Origin of the sequence: Microbulbifer magnicolonia, assembly GCF_035117725.1 — a bacterium.
Classification (GTDB): Bacteria; Pseudomonadota; Gammaproteobacteria; order Pseudomonadales; family Cellvibrionaceae; genus Microbulbifer; species Microbulbifer magnicolonia.
On record NZ_JAYEFD010000002.1, the window covers coordinates 1051834 to 1070016 of the forward strand.

20 protein-coding genes are annotated in these 18183 nt (G+C 64.1%); 19 read left to right on the plus strand and 1 reads right to left on the minus strand.

Features of this window, described 5'->3' with window-relative positions; translation table 11 throughout:
* The first annotated feature begins 55 nt into the window (after positions 1 to 55).
* From RRF64_RS13920 to RRF64_RS13980, 13 genes are all read left to right on the plus strand, one after another.
* Positions 56 to 418: a hypothetical protein gene (locus RRF64_RS13920; RefSeq protein WP_323846495.1), complete on the plus strand. Its 363-nt coding sequence runs from the start codon at positions 56 to 58 to the stop codon at positions 416 to 418.
* Positions 419 to 516: 98 nt separating this feature from the next.
* The gene (locus tag RRF64_RS13925) at positions 517 to 822 is read left to right on the plus strand and encodes a putative signal transducing protein (RefSeq protein ID WP_323846496.1); all 306 of its coding nucleotides are present in this window, start codon (positions 517 to 519) and stop codon (positions 820 to 822) included.
* Between the two features lie 10 nt (positions 823 to 832).
* Positions 833 to 1237, plus strand: coding sequence for a VOC family protein (locus RRF64_RS13930; protein ID WP_323846497.1), 405 nt, complete (start codon positions 833 to 835; stop codon positions 1235 to 1237).
* An 89-nt stretch (positions 1238 to 1326) separates the two neighbouring features.
* Complete coding sequence (locus tag RRF64_RS13935) at positions 1327 to 2046, plus strand: SIMPL domain-containing protein (RefSeq protein WP_323846498.1); 720 nt, start codon at positions 1327 to 1329, stop codon at positions 2044 to 2046.
* 11 nt (positions 2047 to 2057) lie between these two features.
* A complete protein-coding gene (locus RRF64_RS13940; RefSeq protein ID WP_323846499.1) occupies positions 2058 to 2366 on the plus strand; it encodes a hypothetical protein in 309 nt (102 codons plus the stop codon).
* A 133-nt stretch (positions 2367 to 2499) separates the two neighbouring features.
* A complete protein-coding gene (locus RRF64_RS13945) occupies positions 2500 to 2886 on the plus strand; it encodes a SpoIIAA family protein (protein ID WP_323846500.1) in 387 nt (128 codons plus the stop codon).
* A 47-nt stretch (positions 2887 to 2933) separates the two neighbouring features.
* Positions 2934 to 3689 carry a TerC family protein gene (locus RRF64_RS13950; protein ID WP_323846501.1) on the plus strand — a complete coding sequence of 252 codons (756 nt, stop codon included), beginning with the start codon at positions 2934 to 2936 and terminating at the stop codon, positions 3687 to 3689.
* A 256-nt stretch (positions 3690 to 3945) separates the two neighbouring features.
* Positions 3946 to 5064, plus strand: a complete 1119-nt coding sequence (locus tag RRF64_RS13955) for an AI-2E family transporter (RefSeq protein ID WP_323846502.1) — start codon at positions 3946 to 3948, stop codon at positions 5062 to 5064.
* On the plus strand, positions 5061 to 6605 hold the full coding sequence (locus tag RRF64_RS13960) for a TolC family protein (protein ID WP_323846503.1): 1545 nt from the start codon (positions 5061 to 5063) through the stop codon (positions 6603 to 6605). Before RRF64_RS13955 ends, RRF64_RS13960 begins: the two co-directional genes overlap by 4 nt.
* Positions 6602 to 7750, plus strand: a complete 1149-nt coding sequence (locus tag RRF64_RS13965) for an HlyD family secretion protein (protein WP_323846504.1) — start codon at positions 6602 to 6604, stop codon at positions 7748 to 7750. The genes RRF64_RS13960 and RRF64_RS13965 overlap by 4 nt, the downstream gene beginning before the upstream one ends.
* A gap of 78 nt (positions 7751 to 7828) precedes the next feature.
* Positions 7829 to 8854 carry a DUF2955 domain-containing protein gene (locus tag RRF64_RS13970; RefSeq protein ID WP_323846505.1) on the plus strand — a complete coding sequence of 342 codons (1026 nt, stop codon included), beginning with the start codon at positions 7829 to 7831 and terminating at the stop codon, positions 8852 to 8854.
* Positions 8854 to 9324, plus strand: a complete 471-nt coding sequence (locus RRF64_RS13975; RefSeq protein WP_323846506.1) for a potassium channel family protein — start codon at positions 8854 to 8856, stop codon at positions 9322 to 9324. The genes RRF64_RS13970 and RRF64_RS13975 overlap by 1 nt, the downstream gene beginning before the upstream one ends.
* A 38-nt stretch (positions 9325 to 9362) precedes the next feature.
* A complete protein-coding gene (locus RRF64_RS13980) occupies positions 9363 to 10637 on the plus strand; it encodes a peptidase MATCAP family protein (RefSeq protein ID WP_323846507.1) in 1275 nt (424 codons plus the stop codon).
* A 27-nt stretch (positions 10638 to 10664) separates the two neighbouring features.
* On the opposite strand, the gene RRF64_RS13985 is transcribed toward RRF64_RS13980, so the two are convergent.
* Positions 10665 to 11675, minus strand: coding sequence for an AraC family transcriptional regulator (locus RRF64_RS13985; RefSeq protein WP_323846508.1), 1011 nt, complete (start codon positions 11673 to 11675; stop codon positions 10665 to 10667).
* Positions 11676 to 11984: 309 nt separating this feature from the next.
* On the opposite strand from RRF64_RS13985, the gene RRF64_RS13990 reads away from it, so the two are divergent.
* From RRF64_RS13990 to RRF64_RS14015, 6 genes are all read left to right on the plus strand, one after another.
* The gene (locus tag RRF64_RS13990; RefSeq protein ID WP_323846509.1) at positions 11985 to 12965 is read left to right on the plus strand and encodes a quinone oxidoreductase family protein; all 981 of its coding nucleotides are present in this window, start codon (positions 11985 to 11987) and stop codon (positions 12963 to 12965) included.
* A 12-nt stretch (positions 12966 to 12977) separates the two neighbouring features.
* Positions 12978 to 13826 carry a TauD/TfdA dioxygenase family protein gene (locus tag RRF64_RS13995; RefSeq protein ID WP_323846510.1) on the plus strand — a complete coding sequence of 283 codons (849 nt, stop codon included), beginning with the start codon at positions 12978 to 12980 and terminating at the stop codon, positions 13824 to 13826.
* A gap of 51 nt (positions 13827 to 13877) precedes the next feature.
* Positions 13878 to 14927 (plus strand): beta-keto acid cleavage family enzyme, encoded by a 1050-nt coding sequence (locus RRF64_RS14000; protein WP_323846511.1) that lies wholly within the window; start codon positions 13878 to 13880, stop codon positions 14925 to 14927.
* Between the two features lie 63 nt (positions 14928 to 14990).
* The gene (locus RRF64_RS14005) at positions 14991 to 16313 is read left to right on the plus strand and encodes an MFS transporter (protein WP_323846512.1); all 1323 of its coding nucleotides are present in this window, start codon (positions 14991 to 14993) and stop codon (positions 16311 to 16313) included.
* A complete protein-coding gene (locus RRF64_RS14010; RefSeq protein WP_323846513.1) occupies positions 16313 to 16984 on the plus strand; it encodes a DsbA family oxidoreductase in 672 nt (223 codons plus the stop codon). Before RRF64_RS14005 ends, RRF64_RS14010 begins: the two co-directional genes overlap by 1 nt.
* A complete protein-coding gene (locus RRF64_RS14015) occupies positions 16981 to 18000 on the plus strand; it encodes a YeiH family protein (RefSeq protein ID WP_323846514.1) in 1020 nt (339 codons plus the stop codon). Before RRF64_RS14010 ends, RRF64_RS14015 begins: the two co-directional genes overlap by 4 nt.
* Positions 18001 to 18183 lie beyond the last annotated feature (183 nt).

Here is an 18183-nt window from a genome sequence, read left to right on the forward strand (position 1 = left end):
ACCGAGGCGGGCCGGTCTGCCCGCCGCACTTTTTTGCTTTGCAGGAGAAAAATCCGTGAAGTCCCTACGGTGGTTTCCGCTCGTGTTTTTCCTCGTCGGTGCGCTGTCGGCCACGGCGGCCACGGTTCAGCAGTCCGGCGGGATAATAGGCCAGTTGGATGTCGGGCAGGCTCGCGCCGGCGAGTGGATACAGTTGTTCGTCTGCCGCGGCGAAAAGGTCAAGGCGGGCCAGAAGCTGGCCGTGCAGAGAAATGCCTTCGGCAAGGTGGTACTGGAATACGTCGCGCGCACTTCCGGCAAGGTGGCGGTCAGTGGGCGCATGGACCTCGGGCCCGACAGCACCATACTCGAAATTGGCACAGTTGCCGCCGGGGAGAGCTGCGCGGGCAGCCTCTGTCAGGAGATGCACAGCGACTGAGCGCCGGCGGCGCTCTAACTGCCGATCGAACGCGTAAAGATTTGAGTTGTCGATCGGGACTGTTACCCTCAGGGTCGCATTAGCGGCCCTTTTTATTAATGAAACTGATCTATACCCACGAAAACCGCCTGCTGGTGGAACTGGCGCGAAGCAAGCTGGAAGTCGCCGGCATAGCGGTGTTCCTGAAGAATGAATTTGCCCAGGGCGCTTCCGGCGACCTGGCGCCGCATCAGGCCTGGCCGGAACTGTGGCTGGAGCGTGCGCGCGATTACGAGCGCGCGCGCCAACTGCTCGCCGACGCCGGGGCCGAGCGGGGGTCCTGGGTCTGCCGGCGGTGCGGCGAGCACAATGGCGCGGCCTTCGATTACTGCTGGAACTGCCAGCACTCGCGCACCGAGGCGTGAGGAGATCCCGATGCAATTTCTGATCAATATCGATGTCGATAACCTGGAGCGCGCGATCGATTTCTACCGGGACGCCTTCGGCCTGCACATCGGGCGCCGCTTCGGCACCGCCGGGGTGGAGATGCTCGGCGGCAATGCACCGCTGTATCTGCTGGCCAAGGAGACCGGCACCCGGGTGGCGATACCGCTGGCACAGACACGCCGCTACGAGCGCCACTGGACCCCGGTGCACCTGGACCTGGTGGTCGAGGATGTCGAGGCCGCCGTCCGGCGGGCGGTGGCCGCCGGCGCGAAACTGGAAGGGGAGATCCGGATCCAAAAGTGGGGTGCGATCGCCGGCCTGTCCGACCCCTTCGGCCACGGCTTCTGTCTGCTGGAGTTCCGCGGGCGCGGCTACGACGAGATCTGCCTGTAGCGACGCGTTCAGGTCAAATTCAGCGGAAGGGGGCGATCCTTGTGGTCGCCCTTTTTTAGTGGTCAATCGACAGGTTGCGGAAACTGCCTATGAAAACACAGAACAATCTCGCCGCCCTGCTCCTCGGCGCCGGCATATTGGCCGGCCTGGCCGCACTGGGCTACTTGCTCGGCAGTGCGGTGGACAGGTTCAAGGGCTACGAGCGCACGGTTACCGTGAAGGGGCTGGCCGAGCGCGAGGTGCCGGCGGATATCGTCATCTGGCCGATCCAGTTCACTGCCGCCAGCAACGACCTGCCGTCCCTATACCGGGACATCGCCGGCAACAGCGCCCGCATCGAACAGTTTCTCGGCGAGCAGGGCATAGCGGCGGAAGCGGTTTCGGTGTCGCTGCCGGCGATTACCGACAAGTTTGCCCAGCAGTACGGCGGCGGGCCGCGGCCGGAATTCCGCTACACCGCACTGCAGACGGTGACCGTCTACTCCGAGCAGGTGGACAAGGTGCGCGCGGCCATGGAAAAGCTGGCGGACCTGGGCAAGGACGGCATCGCCTTTTCCCAGAACAACTACCAGGGGCAGACGGACTACATCTTTACCGGCCTGAACGACATCAAACCGGAAATGATCGAACAGGCCACCGTGGAGGCGCGACAGGTCGCACAGAAATTTGCCGAGGACTCGGATAGCGTACTGGGCAAGATCAAGCGCGCCTCCCAGGGGCAGTTCAGCATCAGCGACCGCGACAAGAACAACCCGCATATCAAGAAGGTGCGCGTCGTATCGACAGTCGAGTACTACCTTTCAGACTGAGGGCTATCTGTATGTTTAAACCCGCAATAGTTGCCGGCCTCGCCGTCCTGCTGGCGCTGCCGGCCGCCGGTGCCCTCGCCAAGCCCGGCAAAGAGCTGCCGCCGGGACTGGAGAAAAAAGTCGAACGCGGCGGCGAGCTGCCCCCGGGCTGGCAGAAGAAGCTAAAAGTGGGCGCAATTCTCGATGCGGAAATTCACCGGCATGGCATAGTCGTCAAACCGGTGGACAAGCACGGTATTGTCACCATCAGTATCGAGGGCGAGCTGGTAAGGCTGATGCACCACACACACGAGATCGTCGAGATAGTCAGCCACCACTAATCCTTTCCGCTTCGGGCTTGCGGCGAACGGGTTTCGCTGCGGGCCTCCCTCACTTCTCTCCGAAGCCCGATTGGTTTGGGCGCGTTGCCACACTATAAATGCGAGACTGCCGCCCGAGTAGCAGGAGTCATTTATGAGTGTGCAACGTCATGGCGTCTCGATTGGTCTGGAGCGCACCGACGGCGAGTTTTTTCTCACCATGCGCGTGCGCGGCAAACTGACCCACGAGGACTACCAGTCCCTGGTGCCAATGCTCGAATCCGCCATTGCCGGCGTGGAACACCCGAAGATCAATGTCTACTTCGACGCGACCGAAATGGAGGGCTGGGAGCCGCGCGCGGCCTGGGATGACCTGAAGCTCGGCGTCAAGCACGGGCGCGAGTTCAACCGCATCGCCATGGTCGGCAACCGGCGCTGGCAGGAGATGGCGGCCAAGGTGGGCAGCTGGTTTATCGGCGGCGAGGCGCGCTATTTCGAAAACGAAGAAGAGGCCATGGCCTGGCTGAACGAAGGCGCATAGAATAGCCCACTCAAATAAACCTCCCTTTGCAGAAAAGGAATTCCTACATGTTTGAGTGGGTGGCCAACCCCGAGGCCTGGGTGGCGCTGGCGACGCTGGCGGCACTGGAAATCGTCCTGGGTATCGACAACATCATCTTTATCTCCATTCTCGTCGGCCGCCTGCCCGACAAGCAGCGCGAACCGGCGCGCTTTATCGGCCTGGCCCTGGCCATGCTCACCCGCCTGGCACTGCTGTTCTCGATCGTCTGGATCATGGGGCTGGTGGAACCCTGGTTCACGCTGTTCGGTATGGAAATTTCCGGGCGCGACATCATCCTGATCGGCGGCGGCCTGTTCCTGCTCTTCAAGGCCGTCCACGAGATCCACGGCAGCCTGGAAGGCGCCGAGCAGACCGTCAGCACCGCCACCGCATCCTTCGGCATGGTACTGGTGCAGATCGCGATCCTGGATATCGTCTTCTCACTGGATTCGGTGATTACCGCGGTGGGCCTGGTGGACCAGATCTCGATCATGGCCATCGCCATTATCCTGGCGGTACTGGTGATGCTGATCGCCGCCAAGCCGATCGGCGATTTCGTCGACCGCCACCCGACGGTGAAAATGCTCGCGCTGTCGTTCCTGATCCTGGTGGGCTTCACCCTGATCGTCGAGGGCTTCGATGTGCATGTTCCCAAGGGCTATATTTACTTCGCGATGGCCTTCTCGATCGCGGTGGAGATGCTCAACCTGCGCCTGCGCAAGAAGGCCAAGCCGGTGGAGCTGCACAAGGAACTGCGCGCGCCGGAAGACGCCGGCGCCTGAATACAAAACAAACCCACAGGCCGGCATTCGCCGGCCTTTTTTGTTGGCGGGGGTTTTGTGTGCATTTGATCTGCAGACGCGGGTTCTCGTTTGCCAAACAGGAGGACACGGTGGAGCGGAACGGCAACTGTCGCTCCCGGCGATAGAGCGCCCGCGACAAGGCTCGCCATAGGGCGGCTGCTATAATTTCGGCCGGAAGCGGGCCTATGTAAGGGAGCCGGACCTGCCGCCCGCGGGAAAAAAGGGACTTCGGTTCATGGACGCACCCGAGAACAATCGCCGCGCCTTCAACCCCAGCGCGTTGGTGGATATTGCGGTGCGCCTGGCATTGGTAGCGCTGCTCGCCTGGTTGGCCGCGCGCGCCTTCGCACCTTTCCTTACCTTCATGTTGTGGGCCCTGGTGCTGGCCATTTCCCTGTATCCGCTGAACCGGAAGCTGGCCTCCGCAATCGGGACTACCAAGGGCCGCGCCGCCTGCATCCTGGTGCTGCTGATGCTGCTGTTGCTCGGTGTGCCCACAGTGCTGCTCGGCGTTTCCTTCATCGATCACACGCTGGGGATTTACAAGGGTCTCTCCGAGGGCTCTGTGGTCGTCCCCGCGCCGAAACCCTCGATCGAGGAGTGGCCGCTGGTCGGCGAGCAGCTGTATGCGGCCTGGCAGGCCGCGTCCAAGAACTTCGACGCCTTTGCCCATAACTACGAACAACAACTGCGCTCCATCTCGCGCGAAGCCGCCGCCGCAGTGGGCGGCACGCTGGCCAAGTTGCTCGCCTTCGTCGGCGCCTTCATCGTCGCAGGAATCATGCTGGCTTACGCCGCCCCCGGTGAGGAATCTTCGCGCCGCATTTTCACCCGTGTCTGCGGCCCCAAATTCGGCCCAGAGTTGCTCGACCTCTCTGTCGCCACGGTGCGCTCGGTGACCTCGGGGGTGATCGGGGTGGCGTTCATCCAGGCCGTTTTACTGGGTATCGGTTTCCTGCTGGGCGGGGTGCCGGCGGCCGGCCTGCTGGCGATAGTCGCGCTGCTGCTGGGTATCGCGCAGATTCCGGCAATACTGATCGTTATCCCGGTGCTGGCCTGGATATGGATGGGGGGCGACGGTTCCACCCGGGCCAACACGCTGGTCACCATCTACCTGCTGGTGGCCGGCCTGGCCGACAATGTGCTCAAGCCGCTGCTGCTCGGGCGCGGCCTGGCGGTGCCCATGCCGGTGGTCCTGCTGGGCGCCATCGGCGGCATGATCTCCGCCGGCCTGATCGGCCTGTTCGTCGGCGCCGTCACGCTCGCACTGGCCTACCAGATTTTCCGGGCCTGGGTGTACGGAATGGAGCCGGCGCGCTCCTCCGATCCCGGCGCCGATACGGACGCCGAATGACTCGACCGGCCGCTTGTCGTCCTATTGCCCGCCCGCTGGGCGCGTTGTTTCTGGCGAGCGCGGTAGCCTGCGCACCCCTGGGGCCCAATTTCAGTGAGCCGGATATCGAGTGGCTGGCCGAGTGGCAGCCGCAACTCTACGGCGAGGCGATTTGGGATCCTCAGGCGGATGGCATCAGCCAATGGTGGCTGCGCTTGGGCGACCCGGTGCTCGAGGATCTGCTCGCGCAGGCGCGGTTCGAGAACCCCGACCTGCGCATCGCCGGCCTGCGCATCCTCGAGAGCCGCGCGGTGCTGGGTATCGCCACCGGATTGAAGTATCCGCAACTCCAGCAGATCAATGCGGCCGGGGCTTACGTTTCCGAGTACATTGATGGCGGCCCCGATGACGGCCACCGGGAATTCCGCACCGGTGACGCCGCCTTCGATATCCAGTGGGAAATGGACTTCTGGGGGCGCTTCCGCCGCGGCATCGAATCTGCCGATGCGGCCTACTTTGCGTCGGTGGCAAACCAGCGCGACGTGCAGGTGCTGCTGGCGGCGCAGGTCGCCATCCTCTACTACGGTTACAAGACCACCCTGCAGCGCATTGACATAGCGCGCGATAACGTCGCCCTGCAAGAGCGCAGCCTGGAGATCACGCGCAAGCTGTTCGAGGGCGGCCAGCAGTCCGAGCTCGACCTGCAGCAGGCGCGCACCCAGTACCTGGCCACCCTGGCCACCATCCCGGTCTTGCAACTGGATCTGACCCGGCAGCGCAATGCACTCTGCGCACTGCTGGGGCGGGCGCCTGGGAGCCTGCCGGAACTGGCGACCGTCGGTGGCAGCTTGCCGGAGATCGGTCAGATTCTCCTGCGCGAAATGCCCGCGAACCTGCTGCTGCGCCGCCCGGACGTGCGCCGGGCCGCCTGGCAGGCGGCGTCGCAATCGGCGCGCGTGGGGGTGGCCGTGACCGATCTCTACCCGGCCATCTCCCTGTTCGGCACCGTCGGCTGGTCCGGCAACAGCCTGGACTCGGTGGGCGATGTGGCCAGGCTGGTGGCCGGCCCGGCCCTGACCTGGAACATCTTCAGTTACGGACGCCTCGAAAATAACGTGCGGGTCGAAGACGCGCGCCTGCAGCAGACCCTGGAAAGTTTCCGCGCCACCGTTTTCGACGCGGCGCGCGAAATCGACGACGCCGCCAGCCGCATCGCCCAGACCGCGGCCAGCCAGAAAATTCTCGACGAGTCTGTAGTGTCGGCGGAGCGTTCGCTGGAGATCGCCACCCGCCAGTACCAGGAGGGCTACGCCGACTTTCAGCGCGTGCTCGACGCCCAGGCGGCGCTGTTCACCCAGTCCGACCTGGTGGCCGTCAACCGCGGTGACCATGTGGCTGCCATTATTGATCTGTACACATCACTGGGCGGCGGCTGGCGCGAGGTGACCATCGACGACGTGATTCCGCCGGAAATGCGTGAACGCATGCGCGAGCGCACCGACTGGGGCGACCTGCTGGATGCGCCCCTTCCCGTTCCGCCCGATCGGGGATACGAGCCATGACTCAGGAAAGCGTCGACGCAGACGAAAAGGCTGCGGACGAGGCCGCTCCGCCGCCACCCGACTCCACACCGGCCAGGGCGGTGGGGCGCGGCGTGAAGATTCTGCTCGCGCTGATACTGGTTTCGCTCTGCTGGTACCTGCTCGCCGACCGCTTCACCCCCTACACCGCCCAGGCCAGGATCCAGGGCTATGTGGTGGGCGTTGCGCCCAAGGTCGCCGGCGTCGTCACCGAGGTGTGGGTGACCAACAACCAGCGGGTCAAGGCCGGGGACAAGCTGTTCGCGATCGACGGCGCCGAGTACCGGGTGGCGCTGCAGCGCGCCCGCGCCAACCTCGACAACACCTGGCAGCAGGTGGCGGCCGGGGACGCCGCGGTGGAACAGGCGAGAGCCAACCAGCGCGCCGCGCTCGCCGGGCAGCGCGAGGCGGAACAGGACTACACCCGGCTGAAGCGCCTGTGGGAGGACGACCCGGGCACGATTTCCGTGCGCCGGCTGGAGATGTCCCGCGCCAACCTGGAACAGGCCCGCGCCCGGGTCGCGGCGGCGGAAGCCGCCATACAACAGGCCATAGAACAGAAGGGCGGCGCCACCGAGGAGGCCAATACCCTGCTCCAACTGGCTCGGGCGGAGCTGGCCCAGGCGCAGCTGGATCTCGACAACACCATTGTGGTGGCTGAGTCCGAGGGCATCATCACCGACCTGCGAGCGGAGGTCGGCCTCTACGCCGGTGCCGGCAGCCCGGTACTGACGCTGATCGCGGTGGAGGATCTGTGGATCAGCGCGGATTTCACCGAGAACAACCTGGGGCACCTGCGCGAGGGCACACCGGTGGAGATACTGCTGGACGCGCTGCCGGGGCAGGTGCTGCAGGGGCGGGTGCGCGATATCGGCTTCGGTGTCAGCGCTGGCAGCGCGCCGCCGCCCGGCCAACTGCCCAGCGTGGAAAACAATCGCGACTGGCTGCGCCAGGCGCAGCGATTTCCGGTGCGGGTGGAGTTCAGCGCACCACCTCCGGAGGTGCTGCAGCAGCTGCGCATCGGCGGGCAGGCGTCGGTCATTGCCTACACCGAGGGTCACGGCCTGTTGCGGCTGCTTGGCAAGCTGTATATCCGCCTGCTCAGTTACCTTTCCTACGCCTACTGATCGGTCATTGTGATGGCGGCCCCCGACGACAGGACACAATTTCCCGCGAAGCGAAAGCCCGGAGGCAGGGCCGGGCCCATGCCGCTGGCCGCGCGTCGCAGTTACCGCCTCGCGCTCAGCACCGGCCTCGCACTGGCCCTGTGCTATGGCCTGGATCTGGGGGTGCCCTTTGTCGCGCCGCTGTTCACAGTCCTGCTGGCGGCAAAGCCCGCGCCGCCACCGGGGGGCCGACGGGCCGTCGGGCTGGTGCTGTTCATGGCCCTGGCACTGGGGGTCGGCGAGCTGCTCGGCCCGCTGCTGCAGCAAGTGCCCTTCTCGGCGCTGCTGCTGATAGCACTGGGGGTGTTCTTCTGCAGCCGGCTGGCCATCGTCGGCGGCAGAGAGCTGCCCGCCACTCTGCTCGTCCTCGGCTTCACGGTCATCCCCGCCGCGAACAGCGCCAGCCCGGCACTGGCGGCGGCGATCGTCAATGCGATGGTGCTCGGCCTCGCCGTGGCGATTGCCAGCCTGTGGCTGGTGTATCCGCTGTTTCCGGAAGACCCGGGCGCGGTCCCACCGCGCCCGCCGGCATCGACGCCTGCGCGGGGGAACTGGCTGTCCCTGCGCGCGACCCTGATAGTGCTGCCGGCATTTGCCTTCACGCTGACGAATCCCACTACCAATCTGCCGTTCCTGGTGAAGAGCATTTTGCTGGGGCGCGAGGCCAGTGATATTCAGCTGCGCGGTGCGAGTCGCGAGCTGGTCGGTTCCACCTTGCTCGGCGGCGTCTGCGCCGTCGCTGTCTGGTGGTGTCTGAGTCTCGCGGTGGAGCTGTGGTTTTTCACCGCCTGGGTGCTGTTGGCCAGCCTGCTGCTGGCCGGCGGCACCTATCAGGTGTTTCGCAACCGGATGACGGCCGGATTCTGGGTCAATACGCTGTTGACCATGCTGATCCTGCTCGGCGCCGCAGTGCAGGACAGTGCTGAAGGGAAAGACGTCTATCAGGCCTTCGTCGTGCGCATGACGCTGTTCCTGGGCGTCACTGTCTACGCGGTGGCGGCCATGTCCCTGCTCGAGTGGTTGCGCGGGCGGGCATTCAGGGAAACTCTCACGGAGGCCGACTGATGCTGATCGATCTGCTGCTCGGCATAGCCACCACCACGCTGTGCCTGCTGCTACAGAGCCTGCTGGTAGTGGCCGCGCTGCGTTACTACGCACGCAGGGAGCACAGAGTGCACTCGACCCTCCTCTGGGCGGAGACCGTGATCACCGGGCTGATGCTGATCCTGATATTTTCCAGTCTCGCCCAGATTGCGGTCTGGGCACTGCTGTTTTACGCCCTGGGCGAGTTCGAGACGCTGGAGATGGCCTTCTATCACTCCGGAGTGAATTTCGCCACGCTCGGCTACGGGGATATCGTGATGTCGGAAAAGCACCGGCTGCTCGGCCCGCTGGAGGCGATCAACGGGGCCCTGATGATTGGCGTCTCCACCGCGACACTGTCGCGGGCGTTCACGTTAGTGCTCAGGGGACAGGCGCTCTCCCCACACCAGGCGGGGACACCGCCACGACCATCAAAGCCGAAAGCGAAATGAAATTCGCCACAATATAGCCGGGACCCTGGAGCAACCAAATGAATGAGCAGAAGATCGCAGACCTGGACCAGGCATTAGTCGCAGCGGCGCGCAGCGTTCGGGTCCTGAACTCGCTGGCCTGGCCGGCGGACAGTGAGGGCAGGTTTCTCAGTAACTGGCGCAGAGGCAAACCCTCGCTGCCGGAAGTGCACCAGCAACGTCGCGACCTGAGCGGCGACATCGATCGGCTCGAGGCGGTTGCGGCGCAATGCGATACGGAGAACCCGGTTGAAAAATTTCTGGCGGATACCGCGCTCAGCTATGCCGAAGCCGGGCGCATGCTGGGCGCCATCGGCACGCGGGATTTTACCCGGCACTCTACGCGAATTTACGGACGGCCCGATCATGTATACAAACTTCAGGGTGTGACGGCAGTCGATGCCGCAAAGTTTTTTCTCGCGCGCACCGATGAACTACTGGGTTCGCAACATATTCAGGAAACAGATTTCAGTATCAGCGCCGACGATTTTGCCGGGTGGCTGCAAGCGGAGGTGGATAGATTTTTCGGACAGGAAACCGTGGCAGTCAAACAGGACCCGGCAATCTCCGCCAAGGCCCTCGCCGGTGCCAGCCGCATTCGGATCCGCGCCACGGCGAAATTCTCCGCACTGGATCGCGACCAACTACTGCATCACGAGGCCTTCGTGCATACGGCGACCATGCAGAACGGCAAACATCAGCCCCGGCTGCGGTCGCTGGCACTCGGCGCACCGCGCACAACACGGACCCAGGAAGGCATAGCGGTGTTGAGTGAGCTGGTAACCGACTCCATGGACATCGAACGCCTGCGGCGCGTTGCCCTGCGCGTGATTGCCGTTGACGACGCCATGCAGGGTGCCGATTTTATCGATGTATTCAAGTTCTTCCTCGATGCCGGCCAGTCCGAAGAGGAATCGGTGCAATCAGCACAGCGTATTTTCCGTGGCGGCGCCGTCAAGGACGGCATCGTTTTTACCAAGGACGCCGTCTATCTGAGTGGACTGCTCGAGGTCCACACTTTCATGCGCATAGCCATCCGCGACAACCGTCCGGAGCTGATCCACAATCTCTTTGCCGGCCGTCTCACCATTGCCGATGCCGTGCGGCTCGCCCCACTGTTTGAGTCCGGCTGGTTGAACCCGCCGCAGTATCTGCCACCCTGGCCTGCCGACCTGCGCCGGCTCGCGGCGCTCATGGCCTATTCCGACTTCGTCTCCAACATACAGCTGGATAATGTCAGCCTGGCCCGGATGGTGGAGCTTGAGAAGGAGCTGACGAATCCACCCGGTTTGTGATCCGGTATTCGGGCTGCAATTCCGAAATCAGCCGGTCTTCTTGATGTGTTTGGCTCGCCACTCCGCCGGGGAGGAACCGAACTGGGCCTTGAACCAGCGCGTGAAGGAACTCGGCACCGAGTAACCCAGCAGCTCGGCCACCCGCCCCAGGCTGTGCCTGGGGTTTTCAATATGACGCATGACCAGTTCGCGCCGCACGCTGTTCACCAGGTCGGAGAACCCGGAGCCGGATTCGTCGAGGCGCCGCTGTAGCGTGCGCACGTTCATACCCAAAGTCATCGCCACCTGATCGATGGTCGCGCGCCCGGTCGGCAGTAACAGCACAATCATCTTGCGCGCGTCCAGCTCGACGGAGTGTTTCGCTTTTCGTGGCAGGGATTCCACATAGCGTTCGGCAATCTGGGCCAGTGAGGGGTCGGCGGTCGGGTTGGGGTAATCGAGGCTGTCTGCCGGGCAGGTGAAGCCGTTGAACTCGTCACCAAAGTTGAGTTTGCAGCGGAACACGCGACGGTGCACCTGCAGATCCGAGGGTGCCTCATGGGTGAAGTTGACGCTGTACGGCTGCCAGTGGGCGCCGAGCAGGGCGCTGCACAGGCGAAACAGGGCGCCGACGGCGAGTTCCGTCGCCTGGGGTGAAGCCATCGGCGGATCGGTCACCACCTCGTCACGCACGATCACCGTTTTTCCCGCCTCCTCAATGCTGATCGCCAGCCCCTCATTGAGGAGGTGTTCGTACTGCACCACCGCCCGCAAGGCGTCGCGCAGCGTCGGCTGGTGAGTCAGCAACAGGCTCACCGCGCCGAAATCCGCCAGCTGGCGCGACTCCGCCATCAGTAGCCCGAAGGTGATGCAGTTGCTCGCGCGCGCAGACTCCTCCAGCAGGGCGATGGTCGCCGCCGCCGGGATGCGGTTCTCCGGATCGGCCAGCTGGGCGCGGCTTAAACCGTACTTGCTGAGCAGCGGCTGGGGGTTTAACCCCAGGTGCTCCGCCACCTCGAAATAGTTGGTCAGCGCCGCGGCCCGAAAGAGTGTCGCCATTGATTGCAACCCGCCAGTTGTGTCTGTCGCCGGCCGCCTCCAGTCCGCGGGGCAGCCCGGTAAAGCAAAGAGCTCGATTGTCGTGAAAGGGAAACTGAATGTCATGGATTGCAGACCCCCATACACGATGTCTGGCTATTTTAGCCTGCAAATCACTGAATTATTGCAATGTCTAGCTGTGTCGCGAAAAGAAAAGCGCCTGTCGCGCAGAGAGAAGTGATATCCGCCCCGGTTGCCTACAGTAGGGTCGAACAGGGTATGCCACTGGGCGAACCCGGCAACAACCGAGTTTGAAGACAGGTGACGACAATGGCAAAAGCCGTGCGCATTTACGAGAAGGGCGGACCCGAAGTGCTCCGCTATGAGGACGTTTCGGTTCCCGAGCCGGGTCCCGGCCAGGTACACATTCGCCACGTGGCGGTCGGCCTGAACTACGCCGATACCTATTTCCGCAACGGCACCTATCCGATTCCGATGCCCAACGGCATGGGTGTGGAGGCCTCGGGCGTGGTGCTGTCCGTCGGCGACGGCGTCTCCAATGTGGCGCCGGGTGACCGCGTCACCTACACCGGTTTCGTCAACACCCTGGGTGCCTACAGCACCGAGCGCCTGGTGCCGGCGGCGCCGCTGATCAAGCTGCCGGAAACCATCGCCTTCGAGACCGCCGCGGCGATGACCATGCGCGGTCTGACCTCGGCCTACCTGATGCGCCGCATCTATCCGTTCAAGGCCGGTGACAGCATCCTGCTGCACGCGGCCGCGGGCGGCGTCGGCCTGATCGTGTCTCAGTGGGCGAAGCTGCTGGGCCTGACTGTGATCGGCACTGTGTCCACGGACGCCAAGGCGGAAATCGCCCGCGCGCACGGTTGCGACTACACGATCAATTACAGCCATGAAGATGTCCCCAGCCGCGTACGCGAGATCACCGGCGGCGAAGGGGTCTCGGTGGTGTTCGATAGTGTCGGCCGCAACACCTTCATGGGATCGCTGGACTCCCTCAAGCGCCGCGGACTGATGGTCTGTGTCGGCACCGCATCCGGAACCATTCCGCCGTTTGATCCGCAACTGTTGGCGATGAAAGGCTCGCTGTATATGACACGCCCGGCGCTGGCGGACTACATCGCCGATCCGGCGGAAAAGGCCGAACTGGCCGGCGAGATCTTCGATCACATCGCCGCCGGGCGCATTCACATCGAGATCAATCAGCACTATGCGTTGAACGACGCGGTGCAGGCGCACCGCGATCTCGAAGCGCGCAAGACCACCGGCTCGTCGATTTTCATCATCTAGGGAGGTGCGGCCATGCGTGTTGAGCCATTGACCTGCAGCATAGGCGCCGAGCTCCGCGATGTGAATCTCGCCGACGCCGCGCGCGACGACGGACTGTTTTCCGACATTCGCGCGCTGCTGCTGCAGCACAAGGTGCTGTTCCTGCGCGACCAGGACATCAGCCGCGCCGAGCATGTGGCCTTCGCGCGCCGCTTCGGCGAGCTGGAAGATCATCCGGTAGCCGGCAGCGATCCGGAGCATCCGGGTCTGGTGCAGATTTACAAATCGCCGGACCAGCCGATGGATCGCTACGAGAACGCCTGGCACACCGACGCCACCTGGCGCGACGCGCCGCCGATGGGCTGCGTGCTGCGCTGTGTGGAGTGCCCGCCAATCGGCGGCGACACCATGTGGGCCAATATGGCGCTGGCCTATGAAAATCTGCCGGCGCACATCAAAGAGCAGATCGCCGGTCTGCGCGCCCGCCACAGCATCGAGGCGAGCTTCGGTGCGGCCATGCCGGTTGAAAAACGCCTCGCGCTCAAGGCCCAGTATCCGGACGCGGAACACCCGGTGGTGCGCACGCATCCCGAGACCGGCGAAAAGATTCTGTTCGTCAATGCGTTCACCACCCACTTCACCAATTACCACACGCCCGAGCGCGTGCGCTTCGGCCAGGATGCCAATCCCGGGGCCAGCCAGCTGCTCAACTTTCTGATCAGCCAGGCGACTATCCCCGAGTACCAGGTGCGCTGGCGCTGGCAGAAAAACAGTGTGGCCATCTGGGACAACCGCAGCACCCAGCACTATGCGGTGATGGACTACCCGCCCTGCCACCGCAAGATGGAGCGGGCCGGGATCATCGGCGACAATACCTACTGAGCGGAAGCACCCGGCAACACCAGCCGCTTTCAATAATTTGAGGAAACAGTCATGAACTTTTTAGACGGTGCACTCTTCCCTGAAAACCAGGACAAACTCGTGATCACCGCGGCCCCCTACGGCCCCGAATGGTTCCCCTCCGACTTCCCGGAAGACATCCCGGTGACCATGGAAGACCAGATCCAGAAGGCCGTGGACTGCTACGAAGCCGGCGCCTCGGTACTGCACCTGCACGTGCGCGAGCTGGACGGCAAGGGCTCCAAGCGCCTGGAGAAGTTCAACGAACTGATCGCCGGTGTGCGCGAAGCGGTGCCGGAGATGGTTATCCAGGTCGGCGGTTCCATTTCCTTCGCTCCGCCGGAAGACGGTGCGGCCGCCAAGTGGCTGCATGACGACACCCGTCATATGCTCGCCGAGCTCGACCCCAAGCCCGACCAGGTCACCGTAACGGTCAACACCACCCAGATGAACGTCATCGAGCAGATGGATGTGCGCGACTACGCCGGCACCTCCATGGGCGACGAGACTTACGACGCCTACCGCGAAATGATCGTGCCATCGGGTCCGGGCTTTATCGAAGAGCACGTCAAGCGCCTGAGCGACGCCGGTATCCAGAGTGCTTTCCAGTTCTACAACATCAACAGCTACGAGACGGTCGAGCGCCTGATCCGTCGCGGTGTCTACAAGGGCCCGCTGGTGTGTAACTGGGTGGCCATTGGTGGCGGTATGGATCAGCCGCACATCTACAGCTTGGCCAACTTCCTGCGCGCGATCCCCGACGGCACCATGCTGACCGTGGAGAGCACCATGCTCAACGTACTGCCGATCAACATGATGGGCATGGCGATGGGTCTGCACGTGCGCTGTGGTATCGAGGACAACCTCTGGGCCCAGGACCGCTCGCGCAAGGTGACCACCGTCGAGCAGGTTCAGCAGTTGGTGCGCATCGCCAAAGAGTTCGGTCGTCCGGTTGCCAACGGTCCGGAGGCTCGTGAGATCCTCAAGATCGGCGTGTTCTACGACACGGTCGAAGAGACGCTGGCGGCCAACGGCTTCGCTCCGAATCCGAAAGGCGGCGTGCAGGGCTTCCTGCAAAAGTAATGCACCCGCGGTGCGGCGCGAGCAGCTGATGCAGGCTCGCCCAGTCTTCAACGAGGTAGCTCCATGGCCCAATTCCATCACAGCGACCATCACAGCGACACGGCAGCCGGCGACGTTCCGCGTCGCTATGCCTGGATTGTGTTCGCTCTTACCTTTGGCCTGCTGATCTCCGACTATATGTCGCGGCAGGTGCTCAACGCCGTGTTTCCGCTGCTCAAGGAAGAGTGGGCATTGTCCGATTCCCAGCTGGGATTGCTGGCCGGCATTGTGGCGCTGATGGTCGGGTTGCTGACCTTTCCGCTGTCGCTGCTCGCGGATCGCTGGGGGCGTGTGCGCAGCCTCACGCTGATGGCGATCCTGTGGAGCGTCGCGACCCTGATGTGCGCGCTGTCGGAGAGCTTCGAGCAGATGCTGGCCGCGCGCTTTTTCGTCGGTATCGGCGAGGCCGCCTACGGCAGCGTCGGCATCGCTGTGGTGCTGTCGGTTTTTCCGGCGCGTCTGCGCGCGACCCTGAGCGGCGCCTTTATGGCCGGCGGCATGTTCGGTTCGGTGCTCGGCATGGGTCTCGGGGGTGTCATCGCCACGGCGCTGAGCTGGCGCTGGGCCTTCGCCTGCATGGCGCTGTTCGGTCTGGCCCTGGCCTTTATCTACCCGCTGATCGTGCGGGAGGCGAAGATTGCCCCGCGCAAGGCGCGCGCCGACGCCGAGCCGACGCCGCCGCTGCGCGTGCGACTGGCCGGGCTGGTCTCCAGCCGCTCGGTCATCTGCGCCTACGTCGGCAGCGGCCTGCAGCTGTTTATCGGCGGCGCGATGATCGCCTGGATCCCCAGTTACCTGAACCGCTATTACGACATGACGCCGGACAAGGCGGGTGGCCTCGCCGCCGTGTTTGTCCTCATCGCCGGCGCCGGCATGGTGCTGTGCGGCATCCTCAGCGACCGCCTGAGCCAGAATTTGCCGCAGCGCAAGTTTGTGCTGGCCTGCACCTACAGCCTGGCGACCTTCCTGCTGCTGTCGCTGGCGTTCCAGCTTCCGCCAGGTCTGCCGCAGCTGCTGTTGATCGGTGCCGGCATGTTTGTCGCCGCGGGCACGTCCGGGCCGGCCGGCGCCATGGTGGCCAACCTCACCCACGCCACCATACACGGCACCGCCTTCGCCACGCTGACGCTGGTCAATAACCTGCTGGGTCTCGCCCCGGGCCCCCTGGTGACCGGCCGTCTCGCCGATGCCATCGGTCTCAATGGCGCCCTGCAGCTGATTCCGCTGGTGTGCCTGGTGGCCGCACTGGTGTTCTACCTGGGCAAGCGCCGCTATCTGCAGGACCTGCAGAGACTGCACGGGTCCGGCGACGACAATGGCGCCGCCGCGATCGAGGCCCGCGCCTGATGCCCGTATTGCGAATCGACATCTATTTTGAGCTGATCTGTCCCTGGTGCCTGATCGGCAAGCGCAATCTCGAGGCGGCACTGCAAATCCTTGCCAGGCTCTGCCCAGACGTCCGGACTGAACTGCGCTGGCAGCCGCTGCAGCTGTTGGCGGAGATTCCCGCGCAGGGGCTGCCTTTCACCGAGTTCTATGAGCGCCGTCTCGGCGGCCCGGACGCGGTGCGCCTGCGCCAGGCGCAGGTGCGCCGCGCGGCTGCGAGCGCCGGACTCGAGATTGCCTTCGAGCGCATCGCGGTGATGCCCAATACCGCGCGGGCGCATCACCTGCTCGCGGTGGCCGAACAGCACGGCGGTGCAGCGCAGCACGCCGATCTGCTCGAGCGACTGTTCTGCGCCTATTTTCAGCAGGGGAAGAACATCGGTGATCCGGTTGCGCTGCTTGAGCTCGCGCGCCGTATCGGTATCGATGCAGCGTCCTCTGAACGGGCAATGGCTACTGCTGCGCCGCTACCGCGGTCAATGTCACTATACGCCGCACAGGGTGTTCCCTGTTTCGTTTTCGACAACCGCAGCGCCATCGCTGGTGCCGTGGATCCCGATACCCTTGTCGCAGCGATGCGCAAGGCACTGGCCGTGTCTGCGGACACCCGTTGTGAGGAATCGCCAGTATGACTACCGCCGCTATCACCACCATTACCGCCGCCCGTGAGCGCGGGCGCGCGCTTTTTCCCGGCATTATCGCCAGTGTCGTTGTTGCCGCGGCCGCAAGTTTTCTCTCCGAGCATTACGGTACGCCGGTGATGCTGTTCGCGCTGCTGCTCGGCATGGCGATGAATTTTCTCGCCGCCGATGGGCCCTGCAAGGCGGGCATCGAGTTTACCGCCCGCCAGGTACTGCGCATCGGCGTGGCGCTGCTCGGCCTGCGCTTCACCTTCGCGCAGATTGCCGCGCTGGGTTGGGAGCCGGTGCTGATCGTCATCGCGTCAGTGGCGGTGACCATCCTGGTGTCCGTTGCCGCGGCCAAGGTACTGGGTTTTCAACCGCTGTTCGGCATGCTCACCGGCGGCGCCACGGCCATTTGCGGCGCATCCGCGGCGCTGGCACTGTCCGCGGCCCTGCCGTCGCACCCGGGCAAGGAGCGGGCGACGCTGTTTACCGTGATCGGCGTTTCGGCGCTCTCCACCATCGCGATGATCGCCTATCCGATGGTCGTGCAGCTGCTCGATCTCAAGCCGGTGGCTGCGGGCATTTTTCTGGGCGGCACCATTCACGATGTGGCCCAGGTGGTCGGGGCCGGCTACAGCATCTCGCAGGAAACCGGAGACACGGCGACGGTCGTCAAACTGATGCGCATCGCCATGCTGTTGCCGGTCATCGTCTGCGCGGCAATGATCACCCGTGCGCAGGGCGCCGCCGAGGGCGGCAAGCGCCCACCGCTGCTGCCCTGGTTCGCGGTTGCCTTCGTCATCCTCGCCGCGGTCAACAGCACCGGCTGGGTGTCACCCGCACTGCAGGGCCTGGGCAGCGACCTGTCGAGCTGGTGCCTGATTGCCGCAATCAGCGCGATCGGCATGAAGACGCAACTCAAAGAGGTGACCTCGGTCGGCTTCAAACCCATCGCGCTGATGATTGGCGAGACGCTGTTCCTCGCGGTTCTGGTGTTGCTGCTAATGCGCTTCGCCGGCTGACCGGCGCGCATCGGTGACAAGGTTTTTCTCGCTCGCCGGCGCATTGGCCGGCGACTCCATCCTCGGCCGCGAAGGTTTTCTTCAGCGGCCTTTTTTCGCGCTCCAAGCCGTTGCACCGCAGCGGAACCGCAGTGCCGGCAATCGCCGTTGACGTTGCGGCCGAACCATAAATCGACCCGGGAA